This is a genomic window from Enterobacter sp. SA197 (assembly GCF_054131575.1).
This window is the reverse complement of record NZ_CP096393.1, coordinates 1,951,482-1,963,437: the sequence shown is the minus strand read 5'-3', so window position 1 is coordinate 1,963,437 and position 11,956 is coordinate 1,951,482. Positions and strand designations below refer to the sequence as shown.

General features: G+C 51.9%; 15 protein-coding genes. 13 read left to right on the top strand and 2 right to left on the bottom strand.

The features are described from left to right. Positions 1-177 precede the first annotated feature (177 nt). The 10 genes from mdtH to M1D91_RS08925 all read left to right on the top strand — a co-directional run bounded on the left by mdtH (position 178) and on the right by M1D91_RS08925 (position 7,594). Complete coding sequence (mdtH, locus tag M1D91_RS08970) at positions 178-1,386, top strand: multidrug efflux MFS transporter MdtH (protein ID WP_437430260.1); 1,209 nt, start codon at positions 178-180, stop codon at positions 1,384-1,386. 64 nt (positions 1,387-1,450) lie between these two features. Beyond that, positions 1,451-2,098 carry a glutaredoxin 2 gene (gene grxB, locus M1D91_RS08965; RefSeq protein ID WP_437430259.1) on the top strand — a complete coding sequence of 216 codons (648 nt, stop codon included), beginning with the start codon at positions 1,451-1,453 and terminating at the stop codon, positions 2,096-2,098. 113 nt (positions 2,099-2,211) lie between these two features. Next, positions 2,212-2,772 carry a lipoprotein gene (locus tag M1D91_RS08960; RefSeq protein WP_437430258.1) on the top strand — a complete coding sequence of 187 codons (561 nt, stop codon included), beginning with the start codon at positions 2,212-2,214 and terminating at the stop codon, positions 2,770-2,772. Between the two features lie 112 nt (positions 2,773-2,884). Further along, a complete protein-coding gene (gene pyrC / locus M1D91_RS08955) occupies positions 2,885-3,931 on the top strand; it encodes a dihydroorotase (RefSeq protein ID WP_437430257.1) in 1,047 nt (348 codons plus the stop codon). A gap of 74 nt (positions 3,932-4,005) precedes the next feature. Beyond that, positions 4,006-4,251 (top strand): DNA damage-inducible protein I, encoded by a 246-nt coding sequence (gene dinI, locus M1D91_RS08950; RefSeq protein WP_437430256.1) that lies wholly within the window; start codon positions 4,006-4,008, stop codon positions 4,249-4,251. Positions 4,252-4,521: 270 nt separating this feature from the next. Further along, positions 4,522-4,776: a biofilm formation regulator BssS gene (gene bssS, locus M1D91_RS08945; protein WP_437430544.1), complete on the top strand. Its 255-nt coding sequence runs from the start codon at positions 4,522-4,524 to the stop codon at positions 4,774-4,776. Positions 4,777-4,892: 116 nt separating this feature from the next. Beyond that, positions 4,893-6,011: an N-methyl-L-tryptophan oxidase gene (solA, locus tag M1D91_RS08940; RefSeq protein WP_437430255.1), complete on the top strand. Its 1,119-nt coding sequence runs from the start codon at positions 4,893-4,895 to the stop codon at positions 6,009-6,011. Positions 6,012-6,064: 53 nt separating this feature from the next. Next, a complete protein-coding gene (locus M1D91_RS08935; protein WP_437430254.1) occupies positions 6,065-6,181 on the top strand; it encodes a YceO family protein in 117 nt (38 codons plus the stop codon). 269 nt (positions 6,182-6,450) lie between these two features. Beyond that, a complete protein-coding gene (locus tag M1D91_RS08930; protein WP_437430253.1) occupies positions 6,451-7,017 on the top strand; it encodes a cytochrome b in 567 nt (188 codons plus the stop codon). A gap of 1 nt (position 7,018) precedes the next feature. Continuing rightward, positions 7,019-7,594: a YceI family protein gene (locus tag M1D91_RS08925; RefSeq protein ID WP_437430252.1), complete on the top strand. Its 576-nt coding sequence runs from the start codon at positions 7,019-7,021 to the stop codon at positions 7,592-7,594. Positions 7,595-7,628: 34 nt separating this feature from the next. On the opposite strand, the gene trhO is transcribed toward M1D91_RS08925, so the two are convergent. Next, positions 7,629-8,678 carry an oxygen-dependent tRNA uridine(34) hydroxylase TrhO gene (trhO, locus tag M1D91_RS08920; RefSeq protein WP_437430251.1) on the bottom strand — a complete coding sequence of 350 codons (1,050 nt, stop codon included), beginning with the start codon at positions 8,676-8,678 and terminating at the stop codon, positions 7,629-7,631. Positions 8,679-8,892: 214 nt separating this feature from the next. On the opposite strand from trhO, the gene M1D91_RS08915 reads away from it, so the two are divergent. The 3 genes from M1D91_RS08915 to M1D91_RS08905 all read left to right on the top strand — a co-directional run bounded on the left by M1D91_RS08915 (position 8,893) and on the right by M1D91_RS08905 (position 11,674). Continuing rightward, the gene (locus tag M1D91_RS08915) at positions 8,893-9,813 is read left to right on the top strand and encodes a Kdo(2)-lipid IV(A) acyltransferase (protein WP_437430250.1); all 921 of its coding nucleotides are present in this window, start codon (positions 8,893-8,895) and stop codon (positions 9,811-9,813) included. Between the two features lie 148 nt (positions 9,814-9,961). Continuing rightward, complete coding sequence (gene mdtG / locus M1D91_RS08910; RefSeq protein ID WP_437430249.1) at positions 9,962-11,218, top strand: multidrug efflux MFS transporter MdtG; 1,257 nt, start codon at positions 9,962-9,964, stop codon at positions 11,216-11,218. A gap of 81 nt (positions 11,219-11,299) precedes the next feature. Further along, the gene (locus tag M1D91_RS08905) at positions 11,300-11,674 is read left to right on the top strand and encodes a MysB family protein (RefSeq protein WP_437430248.1); all 375 of its coding nucleotides are present in this window, start codon (positions 11,300-11,302) and stop codon (positions 11,672-11,674) included. 1 nt (position 11,675) lies between these two features. Here the strand turns inward: M1D91_RS08905 and M1D91_RS08900 are convergent, their stop codons facing one another. Next, positions 11,676-11,903, bottom strand: coding sequence for a YceK/YidQ family lipoprotein (locus M1D91_RS08900; protein WP_437430247.1), 228 nt, complete (start codon positions 11,901-11,903; stop codon positions 11,676-11,678). Positions 11,904-11,956: the final 53 nt, after the last annotated feature.

Sequence of the window (11,956 nt, the reverse complement as noted above, 5' to 3'; positions counted from 1 at the left end):
GCAGAGAGTCTGTGAAAACAACAACCTGCATTTTCGCTCGCCATAGATGTTTTCGATGAGAAGTCTGAATTAAAGCTCGGTTTTGATAAAAAAATATTGTCATCTCAGCGATGGGAAAAGCACCGGCGCAACGGCATCATAGAGATGACATTTTTTGTTACTTTCCCGGGAGGGGAAATGGCGCGCGTCTCACAGGCCAGGAGCCTGGGTAAATATTTCCTGCTTGTCGATAATATGCTGGTTGTACTGGGTTTTTTCGTCGTTTTCCCGCTTATCTCTATTTGCTTTGTTGATCAACTGGGCTGGGCAGCGTTAATGGTCGGGATTGCCCTTGGCCTGCGCCAGTTTATTCAGCAAGGGCTCGGCGTATTTGGCGGCGCGATCGCCGATCGCTTTGGTGCCCGGCCGCTGATTGTGACCGGTATGCTGATGCGTGCGGCAGGGTTCGCTACCATGGGTGTCGCTCAGGACCCCTGGGTTTTATGGTGTTCCTGTATTCTCTCTGGCCTTGGCGGCACGCTGTTCGACCCGCCGCGGTCGGCGCTGGTGGTGAAACTTATCCGCCCTTCCCAGCGCGGGCGCTTCTTTTCGCTATTAATGATGCAGGACAGCGCCGGTGCGGTTATCGGGGCACTGCTCGGCAGCTGGTTGCTGCAATATGATTTTCGCCTGGTCTGCGCCGTCGGCGCAGCCGTCTTCGTACTCTGCGCGGCGTTTAACGCCTGGTGGCTACCGGCCTGGAAATTATCAACCACAAAAATCCCGATGCGTGAGGGTTTAGGGCGTGTGTGGCGGGATAAGCACTTCGTCACATATGTTTTGACGCTCACGGGCTATTACATGCTGGCCGTGCAGGTGATGCTGATGCTGCCCATCATGGTGAATGATATTGCCGGCTCCCCTGCCCCGGTAAAATGGATGTATGCCATTGAGGCCTGCCTTTCTCTGACGTTGCTTTATCCTGTTGCGCGCTGGAGTGAAAAACGCTTTCGACTTGAACACCGTCTGATGGCCGGGCTGCTGCTGATGACCTTCAGCTTATTGCCGGTTGGTATGGTCAGCAACCTGCAACAGTTGTTTACCCTCATTTGTACGTTCTATGTCGGTTCAATCATTGCGGAACCGGCGCGTGAAACACTCAGCGCGGCTCTTGCTGATGCCCGTGCCCGTGGCAGCTATATGGGCTTTAGCCGCCTGGGTCTGGCGCTGGGTGGTGCGCTCGGTTATGCCGGCGGTGGCTGGCTTTTCGATGCCGGAAAAGCCGCTAACCAGCCAGAGCTGCCCTGGGTCATGCTTGCGCTTATCGGGCTTATGACCTTCTTTGCCCTGCTCTGGCAGTTTGGCTCTCGCCGAATGCACCCGCCAGTACTGGAACGCGAAGCCTGATTTGCCAGCACTTTTATTCTCCTCCATACTTTTTGGTGATGACCCACCACTATGGAGGAGAAGCGTGAAACTCTACATTTACGATCACTGCCCGTACTGCATCAAAGCCCGCATGATTTTCGGCCTCAAGAACATCCCTGTCGAACTCAATGTGTTACTCAGCGATGACGAAGCCACACCCACGCGGATGATTGGGCAGAAAATGGCGCCCATCCTGCAAAAAGATGACAGCCGCTATATGCCGGAAAGCATGGATATCGTGCATTATGTCGATAATCTTGATGGCAAGCCGCTGCTCACCGGGGCGACAAATCCGGCCCTGGAAACCTGGCTACGTAAAGTTAACGGTTATGCAAATCGCTTGCTTATCCCCCGTTTTGCCCGTTCCCGTTTCGATGAATTTGCCACTCCGCAAGCCAGGACGTACTTCGTTAATAAGAAAGAAGCAACGCTTGGCAGCTTTGACGAGCATATGGCTCACTCCGCCGGCCTTGTTAAAAACATCAGTGATGACTTACGCGCACTGGATAAACTCATCGTTAAGCCGAACGCGGTAAACGGTGAACTCTCTGAAGATGATATTCATCTTTTTCCGCTGCTGCGTAATTTGACACTGGTCGCGGGTATCGTCTGGCCGACACGCGTTGCCGATTACCGCGATAACATGGCGAAACAGACACAAATTAACCTGCTCTCATCAATGGCGATATAATCCCACCCGCGGAAGCTACGGCTTCCGCTTTCAGTTTTATCTGCTGGAGTATCCTGAGCTTTGGTTCAATGCTACGGGCAGGGATGAAAACCCGGTGTCATTTGAGGAACGCAATGAAGAAAGTCATTTTTGCCGCCGCACTGATTTTGAGCGGCGTCCTGGTGGGATGCAATCAGCTTACCCAGTACAGCATCAGCGAACAGGAGATCAACCAGGCACTGCAAAAACGTAATGATTTTGCAAAGGATGTCGGTCTGCCGGGCGTGGCTGATGCACACATTGTGTTGCGCAATCTGGCCAGTGAGATTGGTCGCGAAGAGCCGAATAAAATCACCTTAACCGGTGATGCCAGTCTCGATATGAATTCACTGTTTGGCAGTCAAAAAGCCACCATGAAACTGAAAATGAAGGCACTGCCGGTTTTCGATAAAGAAAAGGGTGCCATTTATCTTCATGAGATGGAGGTGGTTGATGCCACCGTAGAACCGCAGAAAATGCAGTCTATTCTGCAGACCCTGATGCCTTATCTCAATCAGTCTCTGAGCAACTATTTCAACCAGCGTCCGGCCTATGTACTGCGTGAAGACAGCAGTAAAGGCGAAGCCCTGGCCAGGAAATATGCTAAAGGGATCGAGGTTAAACCCGGTGAGATTATCATTCCTCTGACGGATTAGCCGTAAGGCATTCTTCAGGAAAAGGATGCAAACGGAAACGATTACGCTTATGCTTAGTGCCCGGCAAAAACCAGCCAATAATGACTGATTCTCACCCAGCCGGAGCACTATCATGACAGCTAAACCCCAGGTTTTGAAAATCCGCCGCCCAGATGACTGGCATGTCCATTTACGCGACGGCGACATGCTAAAAACCGTAGTGCCCTGGACCAGTAATACCTATGCCCGTGCCATTGTCATGCCCAATCTGGCACCACCGGTCACTACCGTGGAAGCGGCAAAAGCTTATCGCCAGCGCATTCTTGATGCCGTTCCCGCCGGGCATAATTTCACGCCACTCATGACCTGCTATCTCACCGACAGCCTCAACGCCGATGAAGTCGAACGTGGTTTTCATGACGGGGTATTTACCGCAGCAAAACTCTATCCGGCAAACGCCACCACCAACTCCAGCCACGGTGTTACCAGTATCGACGCCATCATGCCCGTGCTTGAGCGTATGGAAAAACTGGGAATGCCGCTGCTGGTCCACGGTGAGGTCACCCATGCAGAGATTGATATCTTTGATCGTGAAGCGCGCTTTATTGAAACCGTGATGGAACCGTTGCGCCAGCGTCTGCCCGGCTTAAAAGTGGTCTTTGAGCATATCACGACGAAAGACGCTGCCGATTACGTGCGCGAGGGGAACGAACTGCTGGCGGCGACCATTACCCCCCAGCATTTACTGTTTAACCGCAACCATATGCTGGTCGGTGGGGTTCGCCCTCACCTGTATTGCCTGCCCATTCTCAAACGTAACACTCATCAACAGGCGCTGCGTGAGCTGGTCGCCAGTGGCTTTGAGCGTGCGTTTCTCGGGACAGACTCGGCACCCCATGCCCGCCATCGTAAAGAGACGAGCTGCGGTTGCGCGGGCTGCTTTAACGCGCCAACCGCGCTCGCCAGCTACGCCACCGTCTTTGATGAGATGAATGCCTTATCGCATTTCGAAGGGTTCTGTTCCATCAACGGCCCGCGTTTTTATGGTCTGCCGGTGAACGAAGATTATGTTGAGTTGGTGCGGGAAACCTCAACGGTCATGGAGTCCATCGCCCTTAGCGACGACACATTAATTCCTTTCCTGGCAGGTGAAACCGTACACTGGACGGTTAAACAGTAAATTTTTACTCCCTCCTGTTGTAAAACAGCGGTGATGACTGTATATATATACAGTCATTGCTTAAGGGGGCTGCCATGCGTATTGAAGTCACTATCGCGAAAACATCACCGCTTCCGCCGGGCGCCATTGATGCCCTGGCGGGAGAACTATCCCGGCGTTTAAATAACCAGTTTCCGCAGACTGATAACACCATCTCTGTGCGCTACGCGACGGCAAATAATCTCTCCGTGCTGGGGGGAGCAAAAGAAGATAAAGCGCGCGTCAGTGAAATTTTGCAGGAAACCTGGGAGAGCGCTGACGACTGGTTTATCCACGATTAATGTATTCTCATTGTGTTGTGCTTGCCGGGTCGCCCCGGCTTTTTTGTCTCTTTTTTGTACAGAAATCGTAGTTCCTGCCTCACCTGCATAAAATTCACGTTTAACTTCCCGCTTTCTTGTTCAAAAAAATCTATGCATTCGAAAAATATGTTGCAGAGTGTTATTTCTTAGAGCTAATACGTTAAATATTGGTATACTGAAAAGGCTTCACAAAAACATGCATTGAACCTCAGAAGTCGTTGTCCTTAAACACGCCATACGGGGGTTATGATGGAAAAAAATAATGAAGTCATTCAAACCCATCCTTTAGTCGGATGGGATATCAGCACAGTGGACAGTTACGATGCCCTCATGCTGCGCTTGCATTACCAGACCCCAAACAGACCCGCTTCCGAGGATGCTGAAGTCGGTCAGACGTTGTGGTTAACGACAGATGTTGCCCGTCAGTTTATCTCCATATTAGAAGCGGGCATCGCCAAAATAGAGTCAGGCGAATACCAGGAAAATGAGTATCGCAGGCATTAGTCATAGTGCGCAATATACACTCAACAGGCACCCATCGGGTGCCTTATTTATTTCTCATCTTGTGTAACGCTCCCCGGTTAATTACCCTCCTGAATACGCATTCGCTGGAGAACAACATGAAATACGATCTGATCATCGTCGGTAGCGGCTCTGTCGGGGCAGCGGCCGGTTATTATGCCTCACGCGCTGGCCTGAAGGTTCTGATGACCGATGCCCATTTACCCCCTCACCAGGAGGGAAGTCATCACGGCGATACCCGTTTAATTCGCCATGCGTATGGTGAGGGCGAACGATATGTTCCTTTGGTGCTACGGGCTCAGGAATTATGGGACCAACTGGCGACCGAGAGCGGCGAACCCATTTTCGAGCGTTGTGGGGTGATAAACCTCGGCCCGGCACACTCCGCCTTCCTCGCAAACGTGGCGCAAAGTGCCCGGCAGTGGAACCTTGCCGTTGAAAAACTGGACGCGACCTCGCTGATGGCACGCTGGCCGGAAATTACCGTGCCGGAAGATTACATCGGTTTATTTGAGGCCGATTCGGGGTTCGTGCGCAGCGAGCTGGCTATCAAGACGTGGATTCGGCTGGCGCAGGAGGCCGGTTGTGCGCAACTGTTCAACTGTCCGGTTACGGCTGTGCACTCCTCTACAGAAGGGGTCACCATTGAAACCGCCGAAGGCTCGTTCAGCGGTAAAAAGCTGCTGGTCAGTGCGGGAACCTGGGTGTCTGAACTCGTTCCTGGACTGCCGGTGCAACCGGTACGTAAAGTGTTTGCCTGGTTTCAGGCTGATGGCCGTTACAGTAAGAAAAATAACTTCCCGGCCTTCACGGGAGAAATGCCCGACGGTACTCACTATTACGGCTTTCCTGCCGAAGAGAATGAACTCAAAATCGGCAGGCACAACGGCGGTCAACTGATTGCAAAGGCCAGCGAGCGGGTTCCCTTTGGCAGCATCGCCACCGATGGCTCTGAATGCTTTGGCTTTCTGCGGCAATTTTTACCGGGTATTGGTGGCTGTCTTTACGGCGCTGCCTGTACGTACGATAACTCGCCGGATGAAGATTTTATTATCGATAACGTGCCGGGCGAACCGGACATGCTGGTGATCACCGGACTCAGTGGTCATGGCTTCAAATTCGCCCCGGTGCTGGGCGAAATTGCATTGCAGTTTGCCCGGGGTGAGCGCAGTAATTTTGATTTAACGCCATTCTCTCTGGCACGCTTTGCTGGATAATTTCAGGGCGACCCCGTGGTCGCCTTTATTTTTGCTTCCAGCCCGGAGAAGTCATGCGCCGTTTATTTCAGTTTGTGGTGAATAATGTCAGAGAACATCTGATGCTCTATATCATTCTGTGGTCTGTTATTGCGTTAATTGACTTAATTTATATTATTTGGGCAGAATGAAAAAACTGACACTCATTGACATTTATTTAAGAAAATAAAAGTTTGGGACAGATTTTTTGAACAACAGCCTCGTGCAATAAACCGCCATAAAACAGCCACCAATGGTCGCCACCCGCCAGAACACTCGAATACGCTGAACATAACCCGTCACAAAAATTCAAAAAAAATGAATAAAGAAAAATATTATTATTGAATGTAATTTTTAAGTTGATTTATTGGTTATCTCACGCCATTTTGATTTAACAAAATTCCTTTTCGTGGCTGAAAAAATGCATTTGCGAAACTCTCCATCTCGTTATGGCGCTATTTCTGTTGCCCTTCACTGGCTGGTGGCGGTGGTGGTCTATGGCATGTTCGCGCTGGGTCTGTGGATGGTCACTCTCAGTTATTATGATGGCTGGTATCATCAGGCACCCGAAATCCACAAAAGCATCGGTATTTTGTTAATGCTGGTGCTGGTCGTGCGGCTCGCCTGGCGTCATCTCTCTCCCCCACCCCGGCCTCTGAAAAGCTATTCGCGCCTGACCCGCGTCAGCGCGGTGGTGGCGCATGTCGCGCTCTATCTGCTGCTGTTCGGCATTATTTTCAGCGGCTACCTGATTTCGACAGCCGACGGGAAACCCATTAGCGTCTTTGGCCTGTTCGAGGTTCCGGCAACGCTGGCGGATGCCGGAGCGCAGGCGGATCTTGCGGGCGATATTCATCTCTGGTTAGCCTGGAGCGTCGTGCTGTTGTCGGTGCTGCATGGTCTTGCCGCGTTTAAACACCATTTCATTGATAAAGACGACACCCTCAAACGTATGCTGGGTAAATCGTCCCCTGACTCTGGAGCATAATATGAAGAAAATCCTGCCAGGACTGGCCCTTTCTGCCCTGCTGTTTACCACCGGTTCTGCGGTTGCGGCAGACTATAAAATTGATAAAGAAGGTCAGCACGCTTTCGTTAACTTCCGTATTCAGCATCTTGGCTATAGCTGGCTGTACGGTACGTTCAAAGATTTCGACGGCACATTTACCTTTGACGAGGCGAACCCGGCTGCCGATAAAGTTAACGTAACCATCAACACCAACAGTCTGGACACCAACCATGCCGAGCGTGATAAGCACCTGCGCAGCGGCGAGTTTCTCAATGTCGCAAAATTCCCACAGGCTACCTTCACCTCAACGGAGGTGAAAAAGGACGGTGACGGGCTGGATATTACCGGTAATCTGACGCTGAATGGCGTAACCAAACCGGTAACCCTCGATGCGAAGCTGGTGGGTCAGGGAGACGATCCCTGGGGCGGAAAACGCGCGGGCTTTGAAGCAAGCGGTAAAATCAAGCTGAAGGATTTCGGGATCAAGACCGACCTTGGCCCTGCTTCTCAGGACGTGGAGCTGATCATTTCCGTTGAAGGCGTACAGCAGAAATAAAACAGCTGGCCCGGTTACGGGCCAGCTTTGAACTTTATTCCGGGTCAGGAATACCCAGTTTAGTATTCAAACGGCCCCGGGATTTGTTGAAGATTTTATTGCCATTCTCACGACCCGCACGGCGACGACGTTGTTCTTCCTCTGGCAAGGCGCTCTCTTCACTGCACTGTTCGCTACAGCATCCATTATATTTCTCGGCACAGGCCGGACACTGGATAAACAGTAAGTGGCAGCCGTCATTGCGGCAGTTGGTGTGACTGTCGCAGGAGGTGCCGCACTGATGGCAGTGGGCAATCACATCATCAGAAATCCGCTCGCCCATCCGCTCGTCAAAGACAAAGTTTTTGCCTACGAAACGTACCGGTAGCCCCTGTTCGCGCGCACGGCGAGCGTACTCAATAATACCGCCTTCAATGTGCGAAACCTTGTTAAACCCGTTGTGCTTCATCCAGGCGCTGGCTTTTTCGCAGCGAATGCCCCCAGTGCAGTACATGACAATATTTTTGTCTTTATGCTCCTGCATCATTTCGACCGCTTTCGGTAACTGCTCGCGGAAGGTGTCTGCTGGTATCTCAAGCGCCCCTTCAAAATGGCCGACTTCATACTCATAGTGATTACGCATATCGATGAACACGGAATCAGGATCATCGAGCATGGCATTAACCTCTGCGGCCTGCAGATAGTCACCGATGTTACTGGCATCAAAAGTTTCATCGTCGATGCCATCGGCCACGATGCGGTCACGCACTTTCATGCGCAGCACCCAGAACGACTTCCCGTCATCATCGATAGCGATATTAAGACGCAGCCCTTTCAGGGCAGGGTCGACGCTGTCCAGACAGTCGCGCAGCGCTGGTAACTGGCTTTCAGGAATACTGATTTGCGCATTGATACCTTCATGCGCTAAATATACACGACCAAATATATTCAGTTTGGTGAAGGCCTGATAGAGTGAGTCGCGCGTGCTCTGAGGATTCACAATGGTGAAATATTTGTAGAAAGAGACCGTGGTACGCGGTTCCGTTTCTGCAAGCATGCGGGCTTTAAGTTCATCGTTAGAGATGCGGTTGTGTAACACTGGCATGGTGTACGTTTTCCTGCGATACATGGTGAATAAAAAACCGGCGCATCATAAAGCAATTACTGACAATTTACATCCACACATTTTGCGCTACATTTTCGGCATTACGTTGATGAAGTCGATCGCGCGTTCACATTACAGGCATTACGTCGTTTATTTTGGATAAGCCTCAAATAATGCGACACTATAGGGAATAGTTACGGAATACAGGACAGACATGACCCATTTACCCAAATTCTCCGCTTCTTTACTCCACCCCCGTTTTTGGCTTATCTGGTCTGGTATCGGTTTGCTGTGGTTAGTTGTTCAACTCCCCTATCCGGTCATCTACCGGCTGGGCTGTGCGCTCGGCTCGCTGGCGCAAAAAGTCATGAAGCGACGCGTTCACATCGCCCGGCGTAACCTTCAACTCTGCTTTCCTGAAATGAGCAGCGATGAGCGCGAGCGTTGGGTCAAAAAGAATTTCGAATCGGTCGGTATGGGCGTGATGGAAACGGGCATGGCCTGGTTCTGGTCCGATAAGCGTATTAACCGCTGGGTTGATGTCACCGGAATGGAAAATACCCGGATGCATTTTGAACAAGGCAAAGGAATTCTGCTCATTGGTATCCACTTTCTGACGCTGGAGCTGGGTGCTCGCGTTTTTGGCATGAACATTCCGGGCATTGGGGTTTATCGGCCTAATGATAACCCGGTGCTGGACTGGCTACAGACCTGGGGCCGTTTACGCTCAAACAAGACGATGATCGATCGCAAGGATCTCAAAGGGATGGTGCGAGCGCTGAAAAATGGGGATGTCGTCTGGTACGCTCCGGATCATGACTACGGCCCGCGAGCCAGTGCGTTCGTACCGTTTTTTGCTGTTGAACAGGCAGCCACCACTACCGGTACCTGGATGCTGGCCCGCATGTCTAAAGCCTGTCTGGTCCCGTTTGTTCCTCGCCGCAAACCTGACGGTAAAGGCTATGAGCTCATCATGCTGGAAGGAGAAACTTCACCGCCGCTCGACACGGCGGAAGAGACCGCAGCCTGGATGAACAAGGTCATTGAACGCTGCATTTTGTTGGCACCTGAACAATATATGTGGATGCATCGCAGATTTAAAACGCGCCCTGAAGGGGTGCCCTCCCGCTATTAATCTTCCGGCGATCCGTTATGGATCGCCCTTTTGGTTCATTTTTAAGCCCTCTGAACGTTGCAGCAATCATCACCCAGGCGCATAATTAGCCTGCTTATTAATTCCCTTTCCCATTGATCCGCGCCTGCTGCGCGTAACGTGAAGCGTAATGACATCGTCTGCCCCCATAAACTGGAAGCGTAATCTCGCCGTCGCCTGGATAGGCTGTTTTTTAACAGGTGCGGCCTTCAGTCTGGTTATGCCCTTTCTTCCCCTCTATGTCGAACAGCTCGGCGTTACCGGCCATAGCGCTCTCAATATGTGGTCCGGCCTGGTCTTCAGTATCACGTTTCTCTTTTCAGCTATCGCGTCGCCATTCTGGGGTGGGCTTGCGGACCGCAAGGGAAGAAAGATCATGCTGCTGCGCTCAGCGCTCGGCATGGCTTGCGTGATGGCCTTAATGGGATTAGCGCAAAACATCTGGCAGTTACTGGCACTGAGGGCGCTGTTGGGGCTGCTCGGCGGCTTCATACCTAACGCGAACGCCCTGATTGCGACCCAGATGCCACGTAACCGCAGTGGATGGGCCATGGGCACCCTCTCAACGGGTGGGGTGGCTGGCGCGCTGCTGGGGCCCCTTGCAGGCGGGCTTCTTGCGGACACTTACGGTCTGAGGATGGTCTTTTTTATAACGGCCACCGTCCTTTTTCTCTGTTTTTTACTCACGCTGGTCTGTATCAGAGAAAATTTTGTCCCTGTACCGAAGAAAGAGATGCTTCATGCCAGAGAGGTCTTTGCCTCGCTGAAAAATCCTCGCCTGGTGTTGGGCCTGTTTATTACCACCATGATAATTCAGGTCGCGACGGGCTCTATTGCTCCTATCCTGACGCTGTATGTTCGTGAACTGGCCGGTAATGTGGGTAACATTGCTTTTATCAGCGGTATGATCGCCTCGGTTCCAGGTGTTGCCGCCCTGTTGAGCGCGCCGCGCCTCGGGCGACTCGGTGACCGCATTGGTCCGGAAAAGATCCTTGTTGTCGCCCTGCTCATTTCGGTTTTGTTACTCATTCCGATGGCCTGGGTGCAGAGCCCGTGGCAGCTCGGGTTATTGCGTTTCCTGCTGGGTGCGGCAGACGGCGCGTTGCTTCCGGCCGTACAAACGCTGCTGGTTTACAACTCGACCAACCAGGTTGCGGGTCGCATTTTCAGTTACAATCAATCCTTTCGCGACATCGGTAACGTTACAGGCCCTTTGCTGGGAGCGGCTGTCTCGGCAAGCTATGGTTTTCGTACCGTCTTTTTAGTGACCGCCGGCGTGGTGCTTTTTAATGCCCTTTACTCCTGGGCCAGTTGGCAGAAACCGGCACGGGTTTCTGTTGCCGACCCTCCCCTGCGCAGGCAAAAGTCGCTTAACACCGATGACTGATTTTTTATCCGGGCTTCTTGCAAAATCTGATAATCAACTATTCTTTCCCTGAACACTTCGTCAAATTACAGGGAGACACCTATGACTATGTACGCCACGCTTGAAGAAGCGATTGATGCCGCTCGCGAAGAGTTCCTGGCTAATAATCCGGGAGTGAATGAAGAAGAGGCAAACGTACAGCAGTTCAATATCCAGAAGTACGTGCTGCAGGATGGTGACATCATGTGGCAGGCGGAGTTCTTCGCCGATGAAGGGGATGATGGCGAGTGCCTGCCCATGTTAAGTGGCGAAGCGGCGCAGAGTGTGTTTGATAACGATTTCGACGAAATTGAAATACGTCAGGAGTGGCTGGAAGAAAATACACTGCATGAATGGGACGAAGGCGAGTTTCAGCTTGAACCTCCGCTCGACACTGAAGAAGGACGTGCAGCGGCCGATGAGTGGGACGAGCGTTAACTCACTCATAGGGTCCGTGATGCGCATCCAGCGGCAATAACAGCGTGTCGAACACCAGTGAGAAAGGCAAATCCAGCACGGTGACGTAACGCCAGGCCGAATCCCGGACGTCCCACTGAACGCCGGGATAGTACTGGTTTCCGTGACCCTGACCGGGGATAGTGCGGCTGATGATACTGCCGCATCCGGTCAGCAGGAGTGCCATGAGTAAGACCACCAGAATTCTCATTAAATACCTCGTCCTGATTGTGATAAAAAAAATACCGGCACGCTGGCCGGTAT

Excerpts from the sequence above, each read along its gene's own strand:
- mdtH (WP_437430260.1), top strand. The coding sequence starts at position 178 with ATGGCGCGCGTCTCACAGGCCAGGAGCCTGGGTAAATATTTCCTGCTT.
- M1D91_RS08960 (WP_437430258.1), top strand. The coding sequence starts at position 2,212 with ATGAAGAAAGTCATTTTTGCCGCCGCACTGATTTTGAGCGGCGTCCTG.
- pyrC (WP_437430257.1), top strand. The coding sequence starts at position 2,885 with ATGACAGCTAAACCCCAGGTTTTGAAAATCCGCCGCCCAGATGACTGG.
- dinI (WP_437430256.1), top strand. The coding sequence starts at position 4,006 with ATGCGTATTGAAGTCACTATCGCGAAAACATCACCGCTTCCGCCGGGC.
- bssS (WP_437430544.1), top strand. The coding sequence starts at position 4,522 with ATGGAAAAAAATAATGAAGTCATTCAAACCCATCCTTTAGTCGGATGG.
- solA (WP_437430255.1), top strand. The coding sequence starts at position 4,893 with ATGAAATACGATCTGATCATCGTCGGTAGCGGCTCTGTCGGGGCAGCG.
- M1D91_RS08935 (WP_437430254.1), top strand. The coding sequence starts at position 6,065 with ATGCGCCGTTTATTTCAGTTTGTGGTGAATAATGTCAGAGAACATCTG.
- M1D91_RS08930 (WP_437430253.1), top strand. The coding sequence starts at position 6,451 with ATGCATTTGCGAAACTCTCCATCTCGTTATGGCGCTATTTCTGTTGCC.
- M1D91_RS08925 (WP_437430252.1), top strand. The coding sequence starts at position 7,019 with ATGAAGAAAATCCTGCCAGGACTGGCCCTTTCTGCCCTGCTGTTTACC.
- trhO (WP_437430251.1), bottom strand. The coding sequence starts at position 8,678 with ATGCCAGTGTTACACAACCGCATCTCTAACGATGAACTTAAAGCCCGC.
- M1D91_RS08915 (WP_437430250.1), top strand. The coding sequence starts at position 8,893 with ATGACCCATTTACCCAAATTCTCCGCTTCTTTACTCCACCCCCGTTTT.
- mdtG (WP_437430249.1), top strand. The coding sequence starts at position 9,962 with ATGACATCGTCTGCCCCCATAAACTGGAAGCGTAATCTCGCCGTCGCC.
- M1D91_RS08905 (WP_437430248.1), top strand. The coding sequence starts at position 11,300 with ATGACTATGTACGCCACGCTTGAAGAAGCGATTGATGCCGCTCGCGAA.
- M1D91_RS08900 (WP_437430247.1), bottom strand. The coding sequence starts at position 11,903 with ATGAGAATTCTGGTGGTCTTACTCATGGCACTCCTGCTGACCGGATGC.